The following is a 21,661-nucleotide window of genomic DNA, read 5'->3' on the forward strand; positions in this document are numbered from 1 at the left end:
AGTTTGATCTTGTTCTCTGGTCAGAAAGACCCTTAAACGGCTGCCCATATCTCTGTTACCTTCGTAGACACATTATACGTATTTACTTATCTTTACACAGTTTGGTTTTTCCACCTCGTTCTACTTATATAGTAGATTACTCTTATCAAAAAACTGGTAATTAAATCGCTACGCATTTTGAGAATCAAGAAATGCCTTCTAAATCCCAGTCACGTTATCCAGAAAATTGGTCAGATATCGCTCTTGATGTCAAACAATCTGTGGGCGGCAGCCTCTAGAATATAAAAAACCAAAAGATTATTTAATCGTTGTCAATCATGCGTTATTACAAACTCGTCGGACATACACCTGTTGCTGTTAATTCATTGTCAGAATGGCAAGATTATTTACACTCAGCACAAGATTCAGCAAAACATCTAGTTGCCGAGACTACAGTTGGCTCTTCCAAAATTTCAACTACTTTTGCTGGGTTTGATCTAACTTTTGGAGACCCCCCCTTACTTTTTGAAACAATGGTTTTGGGCGGGCCTCATCATGGAAGAATGCAGCGTTATTCTACTTGGTCAGAAGCACGCTTCGGTCATGATGATACGGTTATACAAGTGATGACTACCTCGCCACCGAGTGAATAGTGATGAACCGGAATGAGTTGAAAGTATTATTTAATATAAGTGGTTTAGCGGGTACGTAAAATGAGGGCGGCAGTCAGTGGCTCTTAAGGCGATTGATGCGTTTATCAGGGAACTTCATTGATACATTACTTTTAGTAGAGACAAAAAATAAGGGAATTTTCTTGACCTTTGATATTCTTGATTAACCTAGTATCGTTGATTTCAATAACTTTACAACCACAATTTGAGTTTTATAGGTGCTGAGGTAGCAGAGAATTAAATCATGTTGATCGAGTTCAATCCACTAGCAACAAGACTGGAAGATTACGCCGCGATTGCAAGGAATGCAAAAATTCGCATCAAAGCTAGAAAGCGAATCGGTACGCGCGATGATGATGGTACAGCAATTATCGAAGAATGGTGGGCAGAGACTGATTTACTTGCATATCTTCCAGCATGGGATCTAGAGGACATCCAAAAGGGGCGTGATTATGCGGTGATTACTCCACAGGCAGACTTCTACCCTTCATGGTGGTATCAACCTTGGGAATGGCAAAAAAATCAGCGTCAATTGCTGACCCGCGCTAGAAGTTATGCAGATATTTACCCTGATGATTATCGACAGCTTTTAGCTGAATGCAACAGAATACGAGAGAAAATCGGAAAAGAATTCTTGATTAGTAGGCATGGGCTTGCCTGGGGATGGAAAGATTTTAAGATTGTTTAAAAATTTCTAGTTGCATTTAATCCTGGCTCAAACCGATTCCTTTTCCCAAAACCACATAGTATACCCCTAACTATGTTGAACTCCATTTATAGTAGATTACTCATATTCAAGAACTGATAATTAAATTGCAACGCACTTTTAGAATCAGGAAATGCCCAAAAAATCTCAGTCACGTTATCCAGAAAATTGGTCAGATATTGCTCTGGAAGTCAAACAATCGGTGGGCTGGCGTTGCTCCAAGTGTGGCTTGCAGTGCATTCGCCCAGATGATGATACGTCCGAACTTTCCCGTTCTCTTAGAACGGCGCTAACACTAACAGTACATCATAAAAATTTTCTGCCAGAAGATAATCGTCAAGAAAACTTATATGCCTTATGCACAGCTTGCCACCTCAGTTTTCATACGCGACGCAGGGGAAATGTATCGCCAGGACAACTGTCTTTATTTTGAGCCAGCTTCTTATTGAACTAAGGTACTGCAAAAGCGCCACCAGCAGAATGAACTACCTTTATCTCTGATTCCTGGGCGGGAGCAAGAACCAAGTAAATTGAATAGTTTTATTGAATTCCCATTTCTGCCATCTGGCATTGGAGTTCCCAGGTTAGCCCTTCAAAGTCGGGCATATTTTCCTCTCTATCACGGGAGTAAGCGCTTGGTTTTACGCCGATAACTTCGATTTCTGTGCTAACTTCTGCTAAGTGGTTCATTCGGCTGCACATGGGCATTGCAACTGTATCCCCTACTTTTTTGTAGGTATATTCGCCGTTCGGAAAACTTTAGAAATCGCCGCGATGTAAATCTGAGAATTTCATGGATTCTAAAAGTCTTACTCTTTTTATTTGGTTGAAAATCACTATTTTTGCACACGGACATTAAAAGGATAACTTGATATTGGACTGAAAATGCGTCGGCAGCAGATAAGGCGATGGATCTTTAAGAATGCTCTGGGATATGAGTGATGAGTAAACACCTTCATCTGTGGGAAAAACTTAACCAACGGCAGCAAGCCACCCTCACCGCCATTTACCGTGCTGACCAGTTTGTGGAGGCAGCACAAAAAGAAGGTTGGCGATTAGGTTCAATCAGAGAGAAAGCATCTGTATGGCGTAATCTGCAATATTATTTTGAACCAACAAGCTATGAAACTTTATTGCACAAGTTGTTATCCCAAGCGGGTGTAGTTGACCAGGGTTTAGGTTCCACTCTTCAAGTTTTGGAACGACACAAATTAATTGAATGTAATTATTATGACGGCGAACTAATTTCTATCAAGCTCACCACAACTGGACGTGCTGTAGCTCGTGCTGGATTGGGTGAATCAGCACCCAAAAAACCACCCAAAGGACAATTAAAACCAAGGCAGTGGGAGGCACTAGCTACAGCGTATGAAGCTGGTGAATTAGGAATAGACAGTGGCTTAAACTTTGGGGATTACGCCGGGTTTAGTTGGCAGTGGACAAGGTTTTGATTACGAGATTATCAAGGAAGTGGATTAGTAAAGGAAGTTGGCTACTGGAACAAAGACGGTAAGCACTCAACCAAGCTGGTTATTACTCAGGCTGGAATAGAGTTTTATCGACAGCAATGGTCACAATATCGCACTCTTTACCCTGATGTGAATGCGCCCAAACCTGACTGATGTTATTGAACTACTGTCTGACCTCATTCAAGTAATATTTATCGATTTGCTCCCTCATAGAGGCTAGAGCCGATTGAATATCTGGGAATGGCTGGCTTTCTTGTAGCACCATTTCTTCATGCACGGGTACATATAATTCAGCCAAGTAGCAGCCAAGGCGTAGATCAAACCACACGTCAATAATGCAGTCTCTATACCAGCCTTGCGAATAGTATTTATCGATCTGTTCTTTCATGTAAGCTACAGCCGATTGAATATCTGAGAATGCTTGCCTTTGTTGCATCAACATTCTGTTGCGTACCGGGGCATATAATTCAGCTAAGTAGCAACCGCGCCTGTCATCACGCCACACATCAATACTACAACCTTTATATTTCTCGGAGTGCTTTAAATCCTTAGAGAGTAAATCAATCATGTCGAACACCCATTTGCAATCAACTTAAAAGGATAACTTGATATTGGACTGAAAATGCCTTGTATGTTCCACAGCTACCGTCCTTGAGAACAGGGTGGGGTATTATTCGCAACTGACGACATTCGATTGAGTCATATCGTAAATTACGACATTAGATTGATTCATGTCGTCAATTGCAACAGATGATTGATTCATGTCGTCTCTGGCTTTCAAACCAATATCTCGACGAATACTTTGTAATAACTCTAGACCTGTGCGTTGAGAATTGGGGTTAGCTGACCAAATCGCGTTGACTGTAATCTCAGTACCTTGCAAGAATGCGTTTACTGCCCCCACGAAGTAATCACCATCTGAGTAGTCTAGGCGGACTAGGTAAACAAAGTTTTTGTCAGGGTAAAAGGTATTTTTTAACTCACTGGCTTTTTGATAGTCGGGGTGTTCTTCAGTCAGGTAGGTAATTTTTGGTTTGTTGGGCTGACTGAATCCCCCTGATTTAGCCCAATTGGGGTCTAATTTCTTGCGCCTTTTGGCTTCTCCCATTATCGACTCCTTTGTGCTACCGAGTGCAGAATCAAGGTTAAATCCACTATTATTGTCCCGGAAAACAGCGATGGGTGCAGACTGACGGACAAATTGTTGTCGATGAACAAGCACTGAATAGAGCCAGAACACAAGGCTAAACTTGTGTAAGCTAAATAATATGTAATAACATTGGGCTGTTTAGAGGGCTGATTTCTTATTGATACTTCTGCCGTGGTTGTCCGCGATGCCGTAACCATGCCGTAGGCTACGACCTATACAGGGTATGGATTGCCGTGATTGCTGCCGGATGCCGTAGACACCGAGAAAAGCAAGTTATACATCCCTTTTTATGACCACGGCATTACGGCAATCCTTTCACCAATCAGGCAGGGAATAGCTATCATTGCCATCAGAATTTATCTTCTCAGTCTTAACTAATTCAGCTACTCCATCAATTAATTCTGACTCGGAATAACCAGATAACCTGTCTGCCTTCTTCAAATCACGTAATGTTTTTGGTGTTTTAGTCTTGACATTCTGGAAGTATTCATAAATCTTTTTCGCTACTTCAGATAATGGCTTTGGATGTATCTGGTGAGCCGGACTTAAATTAAATTCCAGGTCAAATACTCTATCTAAATATTCCTGCTCCGAAGCAATCGGCTTGACTTGATTAGATAATTTAGGCATCAATGCCACGACAAAACCCCCAACGGAAGCAATCATAACTGGGCGCAAGTTTTGATAAGAGACTGTTTTAACTTCCAGATATTTAGATTTGATTTGTTCCCGCTCTTGCTTACCTGGAATAATGTCACCTCTATTTAAAATCAGTTCCAGCACCCCATAAGATTCTTGCTCCCTTCCATTCTTGATATACCTGTTACCTAACAACAATAAATTGAGACACAGCCTCGTTTGAGCATCCATTTTTTCAATGCCCAATGCTGCCAGATTAAAAGACTGTAGGGAAGCAATAAACTTAGTATTAAACTCTCTACCAATCAGCAGAACATCAAGCAATTTACTCCCATAATTCCAATCAGAGTAAAGCTTGCTTAATTGGTCAGCAATTACTAGCCAATCATCCAGAATTAGAATCAATGGTGGTAAGGATTCGCGCTTTGATTCTGGTAGCTGTTTACGCTGTTTGTAGTTGAGGTAAAAGTTATCAATTACGTCTTTAGCTAAGTCTGGGTTTTCCCCGTCAAAGACAATTACTCTCTCTTTCTCTCGTAAACCGCAGAAACTATCATTCTTAGCACTAATCACCCAAATATCGGCACTTGGACAATCTGCAAGGATTTTCTCAATCAAATAATTGAGGGTGACAGATTTACCGCTTCCCGGTGCGGCAACTAAAGCAGTGGAACTATCGGCTCTGGCTAAGGCTTGCAAAGTGTTGAAGGCAAGCGCTTCTGATGGGTGAAGATTTCCACCATTCTGTTGTAATGTCTGCTGTTGTCCTCCGGTTACTTTATCATCACCCCTGGCAACATCCTGCATTGACTGTCCCGGCAATGCCCCGGCTGGCTGACCCGTTGCCTGCTGTAGTTGCGCCCGTGCTTCGGCTTCTGCCCTCAAACGTACCTGCTCTTGAAAGATGGCTAACTCTTGCGGTGTCATTTGTGACAACTGCGCGGTTCTTACCCGTTTATTCTCAGACCATTGGTGAAATTCGTAATCTAGTTGTGCGCTATATGCTTCCTTATGGAGCCTTAACCCGTACCAAAGTTTAGAAATTAGCCAGTTGCTACGAATTTCTTCCCTAACTGAAGGCATTAGTTGAACTAATCGCCATTCCCTAGCTTTGGATAACCCATAGGCTCCTCCTAGAAAAAACATTGAAGCTAATCCCCACAAAGCCTTATCAGGGTTGCTTGGTGGAATAATTCTTAATCTGGTAGCTTTGGTTGGCAAGAAGTTATCACGTTGAAACTCTGGGTTAGCTGGTGTGTAAGCTTCAGCATAAAACTCCGCTTCGGGCATTATGTAACGCTTGTTGGGAGTGCAGTACCTTTGACGGTTAACTGGATGAGTGAGCTTTTCGGGGATGAAGCAATATTCAACTAAACTAATCTGAGTTCCTGTAAATGACTTTGCCCCAAAAATTAACCCGATGGTTGCCAGCAGCCCCACAGTGATATTGTTGGCTGTTCCCGAACGCAAGTATTCTTCAAATTGTTTGCGTTTCATTGGTTTGTTCCCCTGACGATTGCTGCAATCACCAACAACACAAAAGCACCTACCCCAATCAAGCCCCAAGGTATTTCACTCTTGGGAGTTGGCTTAACTTCGTAGGTTTTAACCTCCTGATAGAACCGTGTCTTACCTGTATTAGTTGCTTCTGACACTGCCCTATATTCATCAAAGGCAATCCACAGCGAAGCTCCTACACAAGCGGTTTGGGCGGTCGCTACCAAAAAATCTTTGTCAATGTGGATTTGTCCTGAGTAGTGAAGCTTGGTCAGGGTATTGGCGAAGAATAGCCCCAGTACAATGCTGCCCAATGTGCCAGAAGCCATTGCCCCAATTCCAAGAGTTGTGAGTAGGCTGACTCCAGCATTGGCGGTGAACACTCCCAAGAATGTAGCCAGTGCTTTGTTTAGCAGTTGTTTGTTACTGAAGACATCACGAATGGATTGCTCTAACCGTTCGCCGTCTTCGCTCTCCGGGGTCGGTTTTTCTGAAGTAGTTTCACCCCAGAGCATTGGTGTGGACTGTTCACTGGTATTTTGGAACTGCGATAATAGGGAATCAATTTCATTCATGTTTACCTCGCGTGGGTGAAACAGAAAAAGCCAGAGTTTTTGCTAACAACTGGCTTTCGACTTACTTATGGCTTAAATGCCCATGAAGTTGCGGAACCACTGCCCTACTCGGCTAATCCCAGCAGTGCGCGAGTAATTGGGCTTGGGTATGCGGTCAGTCTTGGCTTCACTACCGTTTGTCCAAAGTGCGCTAGTTACCGCAGTTTCATAAGCGCGATCTGCTGCGTCTTGGGCTTCTGGGACTTTGTTGGATGCTTTGATTAAATCAGCCTCATATTTTGCGATCGCCATGAGGTCGGCTGTAGCCCCAGATATCTGAATCAAGGATGAGCGTTGCGCGTGACGGGTTGCCTCGGCAGTAGTGGCGTTGACGTGTTCCGCCTGCATTTCGGTCATTTCGTTTTTAAAACGCTGTTCTCCTGTCTTACTGGTGTTGATAGCTTTCAGGGTTTGCGTTCCGTGCTTCTGGGTCAGTTGCACCAGTTCAGCGTAGGCTTGGTTTACGTCCCCTGTGGTTTCAATGATTTTGCGGTATGCCTCCAAAGCTTTAGGCAGATTAGCCTTAGCGGTGTCAGACAGTCGCGCCATGTCTGCAATTTTGGTGATTACCGTTTGATCTCCTAAAACGGCTTTGTTGAACTCTGATGCCGACACATCAAACAGTCTCCCCATTGCTCCTAACGTACCGGGGGCATTGTTGGGAATATGGTTTTTGAGTTTTGCTGCTCCAAAATTACGTGCCATTTATTCTCCTAATAAGGTATTAAGTCGTAGTTGATATCGCTTGACTCTTGGGGCAATTCATCCCAGTAACCCATCTCTTCAAATCGGTTATAAATTCTCGTTGCTAATTGCCTTACGGGGTCGTCAAAATCATCAGAAATTAAATCAAATCTTTTCTCACCAAATGCCAATATATTTGCAATGTCCGCGTCAATCCCATTACCCAAGAATTGACCAAATGCAGCAGAGTATGGATGGTCATCGATGGTTGAATGAGTCGCTAAGAATTCAGTTCCGGTGAAGGGTGGGTAATCTTCACTCTCGAATATTGGTGTAGAAAGTGCCTCAATATCCGCCTCAATCATTGCTGCCCATTGTTCAGGATTTTCCGCTTTGAATTGCTCTAATCTCAGGGCGCGGTCAGTTAGCGGTGATTTGCCCCAATCGTTGGGATTTTTGTAATCAAGTGTCATTTGTTAGAATCCTTAAGTACTTTTCGTTTTGCGGCGAGAGATACATCCTGATTAGGCGATCGCCAAGCTTGCCGGCAGGTGCGATCGCTTCATCATCAGTTCTCACAAAACTCAACAAGTTCAAAAACCTCCCTCTGCACTTGGTTTTGGCTTAGTTCAAAGCGTCTAGCTTTCGAGTCATTGAAAATGAAAGGGGCATTGATTCGACAATTAGAGCGGTGGCTGTAGCGGAGTTGTTGACCACGGAATTCATACAAGTGGTTACGTTGTAGGGCTGTCGTTTCTAACATTTGCTCCCTCAAACTTGCGAATAAAACTCGATATTTAGAATCGCTTCGTGAATCTCCATCAAGGCTTGCACTGCATCACCCATCTTTAAGTCATTCGATGTACTGAACCTTTCGGACGCTTCGATTTGTTGATAATTTGGGGATGCTTGCACGAACCTTAAAGTCTGTTCGCAACCGAGGATGATGGTCATTATTTCGGTTGTTGTTAGCGATGGTTGTGTCTTTTGGGTGTCTTGGTTGCTCATGACTTGTTTGTTTCCTCTGGGTTTTTATCACGTAAGTTCTAATTCTTTCGCTTGAGAGTGATTTTGTAAGTCTCCCCGTTTGGCTTCAAAACAGTGTGTTGCTCTAAACCTAATTCGCTAGCTGCCCTTAAAATTGGGCCGACATTTTCAGACGGTTCACCATGAAAGGTTGTCTCCCCTTTTTTACCTTTATCAAGGTTTCTAGAAATCATTTCTTTAAGCGCCTCAAACCCTGACTGTGACATAATTCCTCCTATTTTCTATACGATACTCAAACCGAACTACTGATAATGAGAGCTAGTCCCCTTCTGGGGTTGTGTCTGCATTATGTTTGGGATCTCACAACTTCTTTCCTTTCCTTTGGGTTTTGATTGGTGCGGCTGGCGCTTCTGGCTGACTCGGTTTCTGAAGTACATAGCTGATGGCCCCTGCACCACCCACGGCTGCGGCGATGGTAAACATATTGTTTCTGCCAAGCTGCTGCACTCCGAAGTAGCCAAGGGCTAACGCTGCTGCTGTTGCTCCAATGCCTAAAACCGTGTTTCTGAATGTGGTTCTGCTCATGCTGCCCCTTTGAAATTAGTGACCATTGCGCTAAGTGCCGATTTATTGGGCTGTGTAGATGGCGCGGTTTCGGGTTTTGGTGATGATTGCACATTGCCGTGTTGAAAAATCAGTTTCTCTACACCTGCTGATAATGCTTGTGTCGGTGCATTTTGGGGTAAATCAAAAATCTTGCACAATTCAATTACTGCTAGGTAGGAGATGGTTATACGCCGAGATTCGTAATTCATTAATTAAGCTCCCAAAGATATTTGAGTTAATAGCTTCAACCCCAAGGCATTGATGAATTGGGGATTATTCAAAATCACAAAGCCTAAACCGGCTAGGTTCTGATCCACCACGGGCAGCGAAACACCACCACCCCAGGCGACAAGGTATTTAGCGCGGTCTAGATAATTGCCAGCAGTCACAAAGTTGGCGAATTTCTCAATCCTGTTTGACCACCACTGATCAAGGCATTGGCTGTACTCGGTTTCAAACTTCTTGCCCGTGAGGTGGTTGCCTCCATAAGTGAAAGTGCCTTCAATAATCCCCTGGTTCACCAAACTGGGCGAGTGCTTCACATCCTTGGACAGCAGGCTTACTCGGTCGTTTCGTTTGTCTAGTGCCTCTGCAATCATCGAGTGCAGTTCACCCGCTCCACCTTCAATCAAGTGACGGTCTATGACTGCACCACTACCGTTGAACACGGTAATCAACCAAGTTGATGAACCGATATCGAGTGCGATCGCTAATTCTGAGGGGTCAAGTACCAGGGAGGCTTCACCGAATAAGCAATGGGCAATGCTTCCGAATCCTTCGGGATAAATGCCAGTAACAACAATCTCAACTGTCTTGGTGACAATGGAACGAGTTACAGGGTGCAGATGTTCAAAGGTGTGAGTCCCTTCGACTCGGCGTTTAATCTCTTGGCCCCAGCGTTCGGGGTTGTGATTGCTCAAACTAATTTCTAGCTTGACTCCATCGGGAATATTCAAAACTGCTAAGTCTGCAAGAATGCTTTCTAATGCCAGTTCTGCTTTTTTGGCTTTGTCCTCGTGTAGTAGGGTGTGGTCACTTTGCGCTAGAGCCGCACTACCCCAGAAAAATTGAACATCTTTTAAGTCAAGCCGCGTTCCTTGTACATAACGCACCCATGCCCCATCTTTTGAGATGGTTTCGTGGTGCATGATGTTTCGGTTGCGAACAAGTGAGTATGCGGCTGGCATCATGATCGAAAAATCACCGATGATTGCCTTGCCATACCCTGCACCTGAGTCTTTCCCAGCGATGAGGTCAGTTAGCCCGGATTTGGCTAACAAGTCTGCTTGAACTAGCCAGTTTTTGGCATTGGAATATATAGCTGTCATGGTTCAGATGATTGGTGAAAGTCTTATTTATCCTGGCTTTGGAGAATTTAGACGCTGAATCGCCTTAAATCCACACATCCAGTTAGGGGTTAGCCATAGCATCACTTTCTGGCTTCTATTGCCTTTGTTTTGTGGCTGTTTTTGGCTGACAACTTTAAAGTAGCATTTTCTCAGAGAATTATCAGCAAAAGTAAAAAAATTAATTTACTTTTCTCAAAAAAAAATCAGACAGATTGTAGCTAAGTATCTGAGAATTAGCTACTGTCTTGACTGAGGTACACAATTTAAAGTTAAAAAATGCCAGCAGGTAAAAGACCACGAGTAATGTTTGTCACGAGCGATCATGTAAAACAAGCGCTAGAGCGATGGGCAGAGGATGAGGATAAAACTGTTAGCAGCTTATTGGACGAACTTATAAAAGAAGTCTTAGTACAAAAGGGGTATCTAGAACCTCCAAAAAAGTTATTGAGCCAGAGTCATCACAAAAATTAACAGAAGAAATCTCTTCATCCGTATCACACAGCAATTCGCCTGAATGTTATACTAATGAGCAAGCTTCGTATAACACAGCTAGCCAAACAGAGCTTATTATGAGCATTCCAATAGTTACCAGTCGCCAAGAAGGTGCAGCAGAGGTCAGGGTTTTCATGCTGGAAGATGAACGAGAGCAACTCAAGCAGGCTTGCACAAGCATGAAAACGAATATGAGCCACATTTTAAGAGTGCTAGCACTGCAATGGTTAACCGAACAGCACCAAACACCGCACGAATAGTATTAAAGGAAAACATGGTTCAAGATATATGTTCTCGATTAGAAAAAACTGAAACGGTGCTAGATGAACTAGCACCGTTGATAAAATGGCTTACTCAACTGCTTAAGCACACTGCTTCAAGAGTTAACTGTCTATTGAAAGGGTGGATAGCACGAGTGGATTTGTTTTTCAGGCAAATGCCTGAGTATTTGCAAGCCTGCAAAACAAAACAGATTAGCCTGTTTTGATACTGTCAAGCAGCTTTTCATGCTAACCTTACCAAAGTAAGTCTGCAAATCAGACTGAAATCAATCAATACAAAAAGGAGGGGGCAACGACACTAGCAGTATATTCGGATAGTCAAAATGGTAAGGGGAGTCGTTAGATAACAGTATTGATGTCCAAGACTTTGGCGGGTCAGACAGACACCAAAATTGTTTGAAGAACTAACGAGGCCTCACGACTCGACCCCTGTTCGCAATCTTAGCATACAGGGTCGGATATTTTATGCCTTTTTTTGGACAAATTGCAAAAAAGGCATCTGGCGCTACAATTTTCCCCGACTCTAGATTTAAAGCGGAATGTCAGCAAGAGCTACTTAGATGCAAATAATTTAGGGATGAATTTTACGCCTAGATGCCTCGTATATGAGGATAGCATCGTGAATATTTTGTTTTTTCAATTAAAAGCTGTTTTATTTTGCCTTGAGCTAAAGCATAGGGCTGATTTCTGCATTTTTGATTATTCATAAACTAATTCCAAACATTACACCAGCCGCTTGGTCAGCTTTGGAAGCAAGTAAAAAATAAGAAATCGGCTAGCTGCCCATACGCAAGACATACGCCTAGCAATTAGGCTCCTAACCGTTTATATAGCAATCTCAGTTTAACAATGTTTGCGTAGTTGAGGTAAAGTTAGCACAGCTTTAATCAGGTGACATCAACCCTATAAAACTAATCATGAGAGTTTCATGCTCTTAATTTCAGGCCTTTTAGTCAAGACGATTGGTTTCTTGTAAATCTGAAATTTTATCTTTACTGAGTAGAGATAAAGTGGTTAGCTATTGGCAACACTTGATACCAGCACTGCTACTTTAGCCATTAACAGTGGGTAGCTCCGATGAATACAACCATTATCGGAGGTTATCAAAATGGCACAAACCAATGTAATTAGCATCAATGAAGCTAATGGAAACGACCAGCTAACTCAAAGCCATTGGCAAGAGTGGGTTATTGGTTCAGGTGTTGACCCAAAGTTAACAGCTTTGAATGTCCGCTCTCTTAGTGGCCCCTCAGTGTACGAATATCTGTTATGCGCCCTACCTCAAACTGCCAGACGTAACGATGGGCGACTGCGTGATGGCTACTTGAAACGATATGCCCACGCGGAAAACGGCGCATGGTGGGTTAGCGGACTTGACCCGCTTAATGATTGGTTGGCGATGGACTGGGGACGGATGAAACCAGATTATCCCAGACTGGAATGGGACAAGACAACACAGCAGCAAACTCAAAAGCCAGTCAAGTACGAATCACCACCCAAAACTCCCAACCGAGTTACCTACTTGAGAATGCCCCTACATTTATGGCGGTTGGTATCACTCCGGTATAACGTACCGATGCCAGAACATATTACCGTTACCGAAGAAGGAGAGGCGTTAGGTTTTTGGGCTTGGGTAATGGCACATCCCGAAATCCCTGTAATCCTTACAGAGGGAGAGAAGAAAGCAGGTTGTCTCCTAACTTTGGGCTTTGTGGCGATCGCACTCCCTGGAATCTGGAATGGTCGAGTGGGCAAAGAGGATTTAGAAAGACTTCACCCTGATTTAGTCCCAATGACTCAAAAAGGGCGTAAATTCGTTGTTCTATTCGACTACGAAAGCAAACCCAAAACCAAACAGCAGATTTTTCAAGCCACACGCCGCACAGCTTCTGCAATTGTAGAACTTTGTTGCCAATGTGAAGTAGCGCTGCTGCCAGGGCCAGAGAAAGGAATTGACGATTGGGTTGTGGCTTTGGGTAAAAAGGCGGATAAAGCCGTGACCACAATGATTGCTGATGCCTTGAGAATCAGCGAGTACAAGCAAAGATTTTTCATTAACCGAGCTAGGGGACTTTACAAGTACAAGCCCAATGTGACAGTTAATACTCGCTATCTCTCACTTGCAATACACTCTCTGCCTCAATCGGGGTTAGTTGGTTTGGTTTCCGATATGGGAACAGGAAAGACTGAAATCTTGGCAGTTCTCAGAAGAGAGAACCCCCAACTCAGTTTTTTGAACAATGGGCATCGGGTCACTCTGCTCAAGAATCTCAGTGATCGCTTACAAACAGCAATGTACTCCGCGATTTCTTGCGGGGATTGGGGTCAGGTAAAAGCTCTCAGCATTACCGTGGATTCTCTGTATAAAATGGCGAACGATTTACAGGCTTACGATATTCTATTTATTGATGAAGCCTGCCAGTATCTCGCTCACTTGCTGAAGTCCAAAACCTGCAAAGAACACCGGGGGGCGATTCTGGAAGTGCTTGAGTATCTAGTTTACAACGCCAAGCTGGTTGTTTTAGCTGATGCTCACTTGGATGATTTGACCATTGAGTTTTTCATGAATTTGCGACCGACTGGTGAAAAACCCTACATCATCAAAAACCTGTATCGCTCAGGTGGTCGTCAAGTTCATTGGTACGAGGGGAGAAACAGCAGCGCAATCGTTGCCGAGTTCCACGCTCAACTCATGTTGGGTAAAAAGTTGATGATGGTCAGTGACAGCAAGCGGTTCATCAAAAAGTTGGAACGAGCGCTGAATGACGGGACATCGATGGATACGCCTGATGATAATATACCGGAATCAGCCGAAGACCGACAGTTACGGGTATGGGCTATTCACTCGGAAAATAGCGGCTCTGAAGAGAATGTGATTTTCATCAGAGAGATTAACGTTGCCATTAAGGATCTTGACGCTTTTTTAATTACTCCCAGTCTCAGTTCAGGGGTTGACATTTCCAGCTATCATTTTGATGCCGTGTTTGGCGTGTTTCATGCTGTCTCACAGTCGGCTACAGAATGCGCCCAGCAATTATGGCGGTATCGTCCAGATGTCTCCATGTATGTTTGGGTTGCTCCGCGTCCTCCATTTGGTTACGCCGAAACCAATGCCCGACGCATCAAGGAGAAGATTCTTCAGACAAATGAGATGACCGCTTTTCTGATTCGCATTAACCGGGAAACGGGCAAACGTGGGGCTGAGAAGGATTGGGCATTAGATGCCAGTTGTCAGATTGAAGGGCAACGGAATTGGTCGATTAATAATTTACGGGCTGATTTGCGATCGCTCTTAGAGGAAATGGGCAATACGATTGTGCCTGTGGGTGATGCAACCGATGAGGGGGCTTCCCGGTGGATGAAAGCGGCAGGTATTGCCATCGATGAGGAACATTTTCGCAAGGTTGCTAATGCCAAAGATATTGATAGAAGGACTTATACGGCTAGGCAGCACCAAGACTACCTCAAGCCAGAAGAGGTTTTGGAATGTGAGAAGTTCCGCATACAGGATACTTATGGCATGAGCGTTACCCCGGAATTGGTTGAGCAAGATGACTCTGGGCGGTTAATTAAGAAGATTGTCGCACTAGAGGCAATATTGGCAGCTCCGGGGGAAATGATTACCGATGACGACCTTGGGCGAGAGTTTGTTGCACCGCCCTCTGTTGTAGTGGAACGCGATAAGTCGGAGCGCTCGCGCTTGGCAATCTGTACTGACTGGAGCAATCATTCTACCGCGTGGTTGATGCGTCATCGGCTGGGGCTGAGAGCAGTGCTAGTGGATCTGATGGCTGGCGTTGAGATTAAAGGGGACGAGGCGATGATTCAGGTTTTGGCTGAGTTTTCCAAGCGCAACGCCTCTCACGTTAAAGGTATTCTCAATCTGACCATCCCGCTATCGGAGTCTCCAGTTTGGATTTTGGGGCAGTTCCTCTGGCAACTCGGATTGTCTACTGAGTCACGAAGACCAATGGAGGACGGTCAAAGGGTTCGGTATTATCGGCTCAATACTGAGGATGTCAAGTTTATCCAGAAGGTTCTGGAGTATCGGCAAAGGCAACGGGAAGAGAGGGAACGAAAGCGGCAAGAGTCACTTGAGCGAGATGTGGCTTACGCAGCTAGAATGCAGGCTCAGTATGGTGTTGAGCAGAGGAGCAGAGGAGCAGAGGAGCAGAGGGGAAAAGTAGTACAAATATCTCCTCTGCCCCCCTGCCCCCCTGCCCCCATGCCTTCTTCATCGTCGTCCACACCCCCCATTAATGAAGATGGAAGTAATAATCGGGGGGGTATGGACACAGATGAAGCAGACAGTATTTCTTGGTGGGAACGGGTTAAATATTATGCTCAGTTGGCGATTGAGCGGGTTGAATATGGGGTGGAGTCAGTTAAAGAATTACTCAGTACACTAACGATTGATGAGCGGTGGGGCGTGATCTTCAAGTTTGAGGATATTGACCCTCAAAAGTTTGCTCAACTGGTGGATAAAGCGCCCGATTGGGTGGAATGGATGGCGTGATAGTCCCGTTTCCCAATAAGTGCGATCACACTTTGAAGGCCCGTTGCTAGATGGCTCAAGTCTTTGTGTGTTCAGCTTTTGTTCCGATGCCGTGATAATCTTATTTCCCGACATTCACGCCCCGCCCCAACAGCATCGACAATGCCGCCAGTGATGTAGACACTCGATAGACAATTAAGATTGAATTAGACCGCGATTTCTCCCCTATTAACAATCAAAGAACAATAATCATGGCATCTGCTGAACTTACCTCGCCTGAGTCAACCCAAGCAGTACCGACAGTTGAAACTCCATCCGATGAAGAGCAAGTAAATGTTGATACGCCAACAGAAACAGAAATTGAATCGCCAGCAGCAATATTTCAAGCTGTTGGGGTAATTACTGGGTCGGTCAACTTTACTACTGATGGACAAAGTACTGTTACTATCGGTAGCTATGAATACCCACTTTACTACTCCAAGCGACAATGGGATGTATTAAATGCTCTCAAGAAGGAAATAGAAAATACTGGCAATCATAATCAGCGTTTGGTTGTTTATCCAAAGGCAATTCACTTTCCCCGCAGAGAGCAACCGCATCGCATCGCTTTTCAGTTAGTGGGCTTTGACAGAGGGCGAAAACTAGATGCCGTTTCAGGGGAGTTAGAAGACCTGGAGTTTAAATTATCAGGATTATGGCAGTTCATTCCTGTCTGTTCTACTCCCTGTATCTCCGTGTTCCGAAGGGTACAAAAATCTAGATGGTTTGGTTGTCTCGATGGCTAGTGTTAGGAACTATATTTGTTAGCTTAACTTTTAGCACACCTTTATTTGCCAGTCAGTCTATGAACCAAGAAGATATTCAGATATTAATAGAAAAAGCTAAAGATGCATGGGTTGCTCAAGATGTCGATGCTCTTGCACAATTATTTACAGTTGATGGAGAACTAATCGTGCCTGGTCAATGGTGGCGAGGGCAAGAAAGAATTCGAGAAGAAGTTACCCATTTTAAACAACAGTATTCAGATGTCAAAATAGACATTCATCGGATTATTGTTGGAGCAAATCAGGCAGCAGTAGAATGGCACTATGAAGATACGGAAAAGGCGACAGGTCGTCGTAATAAAGCTGATGATGTAATTGTCGTAGATTTCAGGGACGGTCAAATTAGTCGTTGGCGTGAATATTTTGATACACAAACGCCAGCTAACAGATAGTTGCACTAACTGTAAAACTCTAATCTCCTTACTTCAAAATAAATTAAAAAGATTAGAGTGTAATAATGAAGTTGTAATGTAAAAACACAAGACGTTTATCACTTTAGACCGCTCTGATGAAGGGTTTAACCTTCCCTCTGTGATAATAAAGTGGAGGAAGCGACAGAAACTCCACACCGTCAAGGACTTTAATTGATTAACACTGTTGATCAACACTGTTCAAACATCTGCGTTCGCTCTTCTTGGATGTCTGATAATGGGTCACAGCGGCATAACACCCATACAGTTTTCTCTGTTTTCATTGACTACAATAGCTAACAGTTAGGTGAAAAAGTCTCACTCTAAGGTAAGAATACTAGCTAGCCAAGAGAGAGAGCTATATTGGTTATCCAAGCCTATCTCAAGTAAGATTTTAACAAACAGAATTCAGGAGGAGCCAGTGCGCTCTTGGGGTTTCCCCTGCCGCAGGATGCGCGTAAAGCCTTCTCTACGAGACGCTGCGCGAACGGCATAGCTTCGCTTAGCGCAAAGCGTCTCTAAGAGTTGCGCTGTAGTGGAGCAACTGGCGTTCAGGAGTCAGAATTCAGAATGAGTTTCAGTCCTTAAAAAGCGGGACGCTACGCGAACGACAGGCTCAGGAAGCATCGGGGTTTAAATAAAAGTCTGAAACTCTTTTGAATTTTGAATTGTTAACTGCTCATTTGACGTTGTTGGGACTGTACTTGGTTGAACTGCTTTTGTTGTGGTGTTAATTGGTTGTAATCACTTGAAGATTGCATATCCCACTGTAATTCCGCTAGTAACAGTAAACTAACAGTCATAATTAGCCCCGTTGAGAGAAACTGCATGACACCGCAGTAGGGTAAAACTAAGATTCCCAGCAAATGAATAAACCCCATCAGAACAAATGTGCGTGAACGCATTCCTACCCCGGTGTAAAGGTAGCCGATGGCACTTAATCCTAACCACAGTGGACACAGACGCATCAAGACCTCTCCCCATCCCAAAAAAATGCTCAGATCAGTCAGGATTAAACCCGCTAGGATTAAAATTGCCCAACTACAAACAACCCAGCGTAACTGTTCTACAGTTGCCCAAAACCAAGTTAAACTTACCATGCCGACTGCACCGAATAAGGTAAGTACTGACCACAAAATCGCTTGGCTACTCCAGCTAATGGGTAGAAACTGGGCGGTGATGAAAATCCCAGATGAAATTAGTCCCCAGAGAATAAATGCTTGATCTACCTGAGTATAAAACTTTGAAAAAAGGGTGAAATTTCCAATTTGATAGTTTAGACACACTAGACCTTGAATATCTTGAAAATCTAGCTCTGGCTGTTTTTCACGAAGGAGCGGCTCAGAAGAATTGAAAAAAATCATTGAGATATATTACTATAGGTAGATGAAAAAAATTGTTACTCTATACTAAAGAGATATTGTTATTTAAATATTAACAAGTAAATAGGACTTATGCATTGACAGAAAAGCCTCAATAACAGATATGCTTTTCAAGGCTTTTAGCTAGATTTTTCAACTACCTTTTGGCGACAAGCGGTTGACGTAGAAACAGACCAATAGCTGTGAAACCATTTGCTCCCTCGATTGGAATAGCTCACGTCAAATTAGGGTTTTCGCCACCTACGCTATCTTATTGACAAAAGCTAGTCATCTCAAAATTTTCAATGCTCATTTAAACAAGGTTTCAATCTAGAATAGGGATTCTATGTCACCCAACAAAAAACCCTTCCTGGCTTAGGGGAAGAGCAGATGATTCATGGTTTTTACTGACTGACTAGAAACGTAATAGCTATCAAGTTACAGGTTATTAGCAAACTAGACAAGGTATTTAAAAAAACTCCGTACCTTTCCTACCTTTCCTACTTTAGGTATAGAGAAAATCGATTTACCAAAACTTTTTTTGAACTGTTGGAGACATTTACGAATCTTGTTCGCTGTCTGCCTGTTTAGTGTCTGTAAAATTCGAGAATGTAACCATAATTACATAAAAAATTAACAATCATAGTTAGCAAGAATGTTATCAGACTTAAGTGGTTGGTAGTTTTTTTGTTTGCAGGTGCATTATCCTCAGTTATTAATTACCGCTTTGTGATTAATTCGTGGCAATGAAAATCAATCGGCACTTAGCGCCTTCTTTCTAACGCAGTCAGAGATACAGCTAATCTTCAGTCATGGTTTAGACAACGACTGCGATCGCAACGAGAAAATCGCAGGCATCGCAGACTAGCTATTTGGCATTGAGCCAAGATGGACGTATTTATCAATTGATAATAGTTCGCAATAACTTTTAAGTGGCGCGACTCTCAACGTCGGAATAGGGATCGTGGCGTAGACTGTCCATAATACAGCGCGTACACCGGACACTACCAGCAAGAGTAAATGAGGCCACCGCCCCCAGTTCGTCTACCCAACAAGCATTACAGGTCTAGAGAATACCTTACACCAAGTGAGGTGCGATCTCTACTAAATGCCGCCCTCGATCGCAAAGCTCGTTATTCTCACCGTGATTATACACTGATGCTGATGATGTTTCGCCACGGTCTGAGGGTAGGGGAAGCTGTAGGGGCTAAATGCGGCTTAAGGTGGGATGCACGCTCTGTGGGCCGAACGTCAGATTTTCATCACCAGGGAAAAGGGCAGTGATTCTGGGGTGCATCCCCTGAGAGATGATGAACTGGAATTGCTCAAAGAACTTAGAGAGATGCTGCCCGATAGCAAATATATTTTCGTTTCCGAGCGTGGTGAGGTGATGTCTACTGATGCGGTGCGAAAGCTGCTTGGGCGATTGGCAGCACAGGCTGGGCTTGATATCAAGGTACACTGCCACATGATGCGCCATGCTTGCGGTTACTATCTGGTGAATCAGGGTTATAACACTAGGGAAATTCAGGACTTTCTAGGACACCGCGATATCAAACACACTGAAAAATATACAAAGCTCAACGCTCGACGCTTCCTGAATTTTGATTGGGGTGATTTGTAAAAGTTGAGAAATGGATATCTAAAAGAACAAATAAATTCGTACAACCAAAGGTTGATTTAGTTAATCTAACTAAAGGCTAATTAAATCCAGTTTATAAATATCTATAAATGTTAATTAAATTGTTTTGGAAAACCCGCATGATCAGAACAACTTTGTCAGGCGATTCTGTTACTAATGACAAAAGGAATGGATCTTTTAACGTTCCTGCTAATACTGCCGAAGGCGTGCCTTTCAAAAATGAAACTAACACGGAAGTTCAAATTCATTTTGAGGCTGATGGACAGTGGCAATCAGGCCCTGCTAATCCCATCACAGTCCCTGAAGGTCTCCCAGGCGAGCTATTAGAGAACTTGCAATTTCCCGACTACACACCATTTACCCTGATAGCTAATAACAAAGACTGGAATACTGCTTATCAAGTAGGAATACAAAATGAGTTAAGTGTTCCTGCTGGTGGAACCTTATGGTTTTTAATGAACGATCAAAAGAACTTGTATTACGATAATACAGGTAGCTTAACTGTTAATTGGTCTGAAAAATAACAGTTATGTAATATAGGACATAAGAGCAATGGTTTTATGAAGCTCACCTAGAATGCGATTGCATGAAGGCACTGGACTTTGGGCAATAGCGTGACTTAACAAAACCATCGCTCTTATAGTAGTTAAATTTGAGCAGTTCGTAGAAGTTGTAGAAGTAAGAAAAAATTATTGGTTTGTGACCGTCAAACTGCCCCAAAGCCAATTTGACTATTAGTATTTGCCCAAAAACATCGGAGTTTTTTTAGACTCTATTAGTAGCAGTTTTGCAACTTCTGTTATTAACTCTGTAGCGGTTGAAGGCTTTTGAAGATAAGTTTGAAACCCAGATGCCAAAGCTTTTGAGCGCGTCTTGCCTTCAGCACAACCACTAAAAGCAATCGCTGGAATTTCTCTAGTTTTGAACTGCGGAAGTTTTCTGAGTTTCCGTATCAAAAAATACCCGTCTTCTCCTGGCATAGCAATGTCACTAATTAAAAGATCCACCCGAAACTGTTTAAGGACTTCAAATGCTGTTGAAGCATTGGATGCCGTCATCACCCGAAATCCATAGCTTTCAAGAATATAGGTAGTCAAGAGCAGAAAATCGTTTGTATCATCTACTACAAGAATTTTCATTCCTTTGAAGATATCTATATTATCTTCAAGATACGCATCACAATAACTTTCTGCCACGATAAATTGGCCTCCTTAGTTGCCAACTCAATTACGGAGGAAGTCCTACTAGTGGCTAGCGCTAACTAGCTACCTAGTGGGCACTATTAATTGTTTGTAAATTAGCAAAACAATTTATTAAATCAAGTTTCTCTACCCTGAGTCTTATTCCTTTAGACTGAGAAATTGGGTGTGAATTAAGGAAGTTAGTATTTACTTTTACAAGAATCCTCATTCTTTGTACCCTCACTTGATTTTTATCAAGTCGGGATTTGATAGTTTCACGACATCCATACAAAGCCTGAACACACAAGGAGTTGAGGTATTTTGTAACTTGTTTGCTGGGTTGGGATCGTAACCCAAATATTACGACCACAACTTATTTACCAAGCACTACGAATTGCGTTATCAATGTTTTCTTTAGCCTGTTTGATTGCTGCAATTTCGGAATAATTAGTGCCAGAATCCATAATAATAGTAAGGCTAGTATTTTTAGTATCAATCTTCCAGTCCCAACGTCTACGACTGTTTTCCATTGTTTTAATGGTGCAGCCCTTGTAATCAATTTCGTTAACGCCTTAAAATGTAGACATAATTTTGCTTCGTAATTTAGGTTTTATTGTTATTAAA

Annotated in this window: 28 protein-coding genes; 12 read left to right on the forward strand and 16 right to left on the reverse strand. The window is 43.1% G+C overall.

From position 1 onward, the window contains the following. The first annotated feature begins 317 nt into the window (after positions 1–317). From IQ274_RS31995 to IQ274_RS32005, 3 genes are all read left to right on the forward strand, one after another. The gene (locus IQ274_RS31995) at positions 318–632 is read left to right on the forward strand and encodes a hypothetical protein (RefSeq protein WP_228058512.1); all 315 of its coding nucleotides are present in this window, start codon (positions 318–320) and stop codon (positions 630–632) included. 262 nt (positions 633–894) lie between these two features. Beyond that, positions 895–1,338, forward strand: coding sequence for a hypothetical protein (locus IQ274_RS32000; protein WP_163934498.1), 444 nt, complete (start codon positions 895–897; stop codon positions 1,336–1,338). Positions 1,339–1,489: 151 nt separating this feature from the next. Beyond that, complete coding sequence (locus IQ274_RS32005; protein WP_163934495.1) at positions 1,490–1,789, forward strand: HNH endonuclease; 300 nt, start codon at positions 1,490–1,492, stop codon at positions 1,787–1,789. 107 nt (positions 1,790–1,896) lie between these two features. Here IQ274_RS32005 and IQ274_RS32010 read toward each other — a convergent pair whose 3' ends face one another. Further along, the gene (locus tag IQ274_RS32010) at positions 1,897–2,046 is read right to left on the reverse strand and encodes a hypothetical protein (protein WP_163934492.1); all 150 of its coding nucleotides are present in this window, start codon (positions 2,044–2,046) and stop codon (positions 1,897–1,899) included. A 251-nt stretch (positions 2,047–2,297) separates the two neighbouring features. On the opposite strand from IQ274_RS32010, the gene IQ274_RS32015 reads away from it, so the two are divergent. After that, complete coding sequence (locus tag IQ274_RS32015; protein ID WP_163934489.1) at positions 2,298–2,807, forward strand: hypothetical protein; 510 nt, start codon at positions 2,298–2,300, stop codon at positions 2,805–2,807. A gap of 181 nt (positions 2,808–2,988) precedes the next feature. Here IQ274_RS32015 and IQ274_RS32020 read toward each other — a convergent pair whose 3' ends face one another. From IQ274_RS32020 to IQ274_RS32070, 12 genes are all read right to left on the reverse strand, one after another. Next, positions 2,989–3,393, reverse strand: coding sequence for a hypothetical protein (locus tag IQ274_RS32020; protein ID WP_175586886.1), 405 nt, complete (start codon positions 3,391–3,393; stop codon positions 2,989–2,991). A 102-nt stretch (positions 3,394–3,495) separates the two neighbouring features. Further along, on the reverse strand, positions 3,496–4,065 hold the full coding sequence (locus tag IQ274_RS32025; protein WP_163934482.1) for a hypothetical protein: 570 nt from the start codon (positions 4,063–4,065) through the stop codon (positions 3,496–3,498). A 225-nt stretch (positions 4,066–4,290) separates the two neighbouring features. Beyond that, positions 4,291–6,111, reverse strand: a complete 1,821-nt coding sequence (locus IQ274_RS32030) for a hypothetical protein (protein WP_163934479.1) — start codon at positions 6,109–6,111, stop codon at positions 4,291–4,293. Further along, the gene (locus IQ274_RS32035; RefSeq protein WP_194144666.1) at positions 6,108–6,686 is read right to left on the reverse strand and encodes a hypothetical protein; all 579 of its coding nucleotides are present in this window, start codon (positions 6,684–6,686) and stop codon (positions 6,108–6,110) included. Before IQ274_RS32035 ends, IQ274_RS32030 begins: the two co-directional genes overlap by 4 nt. Positions 6,687–6,758: 72 nt before the next feature. Beyond that, the gene (locus IQ274_RS32040; RefSeq protein WP_194144667.1) at positions 6,759–7,430 is read right to left on the reverse strand and encodes a hypothetical protein; all 672 of its coding nucleotides are present in this window, start codon (positions 7,428–7,430) and stop codon (positions 6,759–6,761) included. A gap of 8 nt (positions 7,431–7,438) precedes the next feature. Then, positions 7,439–7,882 (reverse strand): hypothetical protein, encoded by a 444-nt coding sequence (locus IQ274_RS32045; RefSeq protein ID WP_194144668.1) that lies wholly within the window; start codon positions 7,880–7,882, stop codon positions 7,439–7,441. Next, a complete protein-coding gene (locus tag IQ274_RS37595) occupies positions 7,872–8,000 on the reverse strand; it encodes a hypothetical protein (protein ID WP_265578592.1) in 129 nt (42 codons plus the stop codon). Before IQ274_RS37595 ends, IQ274_RS32045 begins: the two co-directional genes overlap by 11 nt. Before the next feature lie 180 nt (positions 8,001–8,180). Next, positions 8,181–8,417, reverse strand: coding sequence for a hypothetical protein (locus tag IQ274_RS32050; protein ID WP_163934464.1), 237 nt, complete (start codon positions 8,415–8,417; stop codon positions 8,181–8,183). 38 nt (positions 8,418–8,455) lie between these two features. Continuing rightward, positions 8,456–8,662, reverse strand: a complete 207-nt coding sequence (locus IQ274_RS32055; protein ID WP_163934461.1) for a hypothetical protein — start codon at positions 8,660–8,662, stop codon at positions 8,456–8,458. 94 nt (positions 8,663–8,756) lie between these two features. Continuing rightward, positions 8,757–8,981, reverse strand: coding sequence for a hypothetical protein (locus IQ274_RS32060; RefSeq protein WP_163934457.1), 225 nt, complete (start codon positions 8,979–8,981; stop codon positions 8,757–8,759). Then, positions 8,978–9,211: a hypothetical protein gene (locus IQ274_RS32065; protein WP_163934454.1), complete on the reverse strand. Its 234-nt coding sequence runs from the start codon at positions 9,209–9,211 to the stop codon at positions 8,978–8,980. The genes IQ274_RS32060 and IQ274_RS32065 overlap by 4 nt, the downstream gene beginning before the upstream one ends. A gap of 3 nt (positions 9,212–9,214) precedes the next feature. Further along, positions 9,215–10,330, reverse strand: a complete 1,116-nt coding sequence (locus tag IQ274_RS32070; RefSeq protein ID WP_163934450.1) for a ParM/StbA family protein — start codon at positions 10,328–10,330, stop codon at positions 9,215–9,217. A 297-nt stretch (positions 10,331–10,627) separates the two neighbouring features. Here IQ274_RS32070 and IQ274_RS32075 point away from each other — a divergent pair, with 297 nt between their 5' ends. The 5 genes from IQ274_RS32075 to IQ274_RS32095 all read left to right on the forward strand — a co-directional run bounded on the left by IQ274_RS32075 (position 10,628) and on the right by IQ274_RS32095 (position 16,835). Beyond that, the gene (locus tag IQ274_RS32075; RefSeq protein WP_152592907.1) at positions 10,628–10,822 is read left to right on the forward strand and encodes a ribbon-helix-helix domain-containing protein; all 195 of its coding nucleotides are present in this window, start codon (positions 10,628–10,630) and stop codon (positions 10,820–10,822) included. A 98-nt stretch (positions 10,823–10,920) separates the two neighbouring features. Beyond that, positions 10,921–11,103 (forward strand): hypothetical protein, encoded by a 183-nt coding sequence (locus IQ274_RS32080; RefSeq protein ID WP_152592908.1) that lies wholly within the window; start codon positions 10,921–10,923, stop codon positions 11,101–11,103. A gap of 1,129 nt (positions 11,104–12,232) precedes the next feature. After that, entirely contained in the window at positions 12,233–15,640 is a 3,408-nt protein-coding gene (locus tag IQ274_RS32085) for a plasmid replication protein, CyRepA1 family (RefSeq protein WP_194144669.1), read from the forward strand. A 230-nt stretch (positions 15,641–15,870) separates the two neighbouring features. After that, the gene (locus tag IQ274_RS32090; protein ID WP_194144670.1) at positions 15,871–16,404 is read left to right on the forward strand and encodes a hypothetical protein; all 534 of its coding nucleotides are present in this window, start codon (positions 15,871–15,873) and stop codon (positions 16,402–16,404) included. Further along, a complete protein-coding gene (locus IQ274_RS32095; RefSeq protein ID WP_228058513.1) occupies positions 16,380–16,835 on the forward strand; it encodes a nuclear transport factor 2 family protein in 456 nt (151 codons plus the stop codon). The genes IQ274_RS32090 and IQ274_RS32095 overlap by 25 nt, the downstream gene beginning before the upstream one ends. Before the next feature lie 689 nt (positions 16,836–17,524). Here IQ274_RS32095 and IQ274_RS32100 read toward each other — a convergent pair. Next, entirely contained in the window at positions 17,525–18,217 is a 693-nt protein-coding gene (locus tag IQ274_RS32100) for a hypothetical protein (protein ID WP_194144671.1), read from the reverse strand. A gap of 1,017 nt (positions 18,218–19,234) precedes the next feature. Between IQ274_RS32100 and IQ274_RS36980 the strand changes: the two genes are divergently transcribed. The 3 genes from IQ274_RS36980 (at position 19,235) to IQ274_RS32110 (ending at position 20,380) form a co-directional block, all read left to right on the forward strand. After that, positions 19,235–19,498 (forward strand): hypothetical protein, encoded by a 264-nt coding sequence (locus IQ274_RS36980; protein WP_228058514.1) that lies wholly within the window; start codon positions 19,235–19,237, stop codon positions 19,496–19,498. Next, entirely contained in the window at positions 19,443–19,838 is a 396-nt protein-coding gene (locus tag IQ274_RS32105; RefSeq protein WP_228058515.1) for a tyrosine-type recombinase/integrase, read from the forward strand. Before IQ274_RS36980 ends, IQ274_RS32105 begins: the two co-directional genes overlap by 56 nt. A gap of 137 nt (positions 19,839–19,975) precedes the next feature. Further along, entirely contained in the window at positions 19,976–20,380 is a 405-nt protein-coding gene (locus IQ274_RS32110) for a hypothetical protein (protein WP_194144672.1), read from the forward strand. Between the two features lie 210 nt (positions 20,381–20,590). On the opposite strand, the gene IQ274_RS32115 is transcribed toward IQ274_RS32110, so the two are convergent. Together IQ274_RS32115 and IQ274_RS32120 are read right to left on the reverse strand one after the other, a co-directional pair. Continuing rightward, positions 20,591–21,052, reverse strand: coding sequence for a response regulator (locus IQ274_RS32115; RefSeq protein ID WP_194144673.1), 462 nt, complete (start codon positions 21,050–21,052; stop codon positions 20,591–20,593). A 362-nt stretch (positions 21,053–21,414) separates the two neighbouring features. After that, on the reverse strand, positions 21,415–21,567 hold the full coding sequence (locus IQ274_RS32120; RefSeq protein WP_194144674.1) for a hypothetical protein: 153 nt from the start codon (positions 21,565–21,567) through the stop codon (positions 21,415–21,417). Between the last annotated feature and the right edge of the window lie 94 nt (positions 21,568–21,661).

The organism is Nostoc sp. LEGE 12447 (assembly GCF_015206985.1).
Taxonomy (GTDB): Bacteria; Cyanobacteriota; Cyanobacteriia; order Cyanobacteriales; family Nostocaceae; genus Nostoc.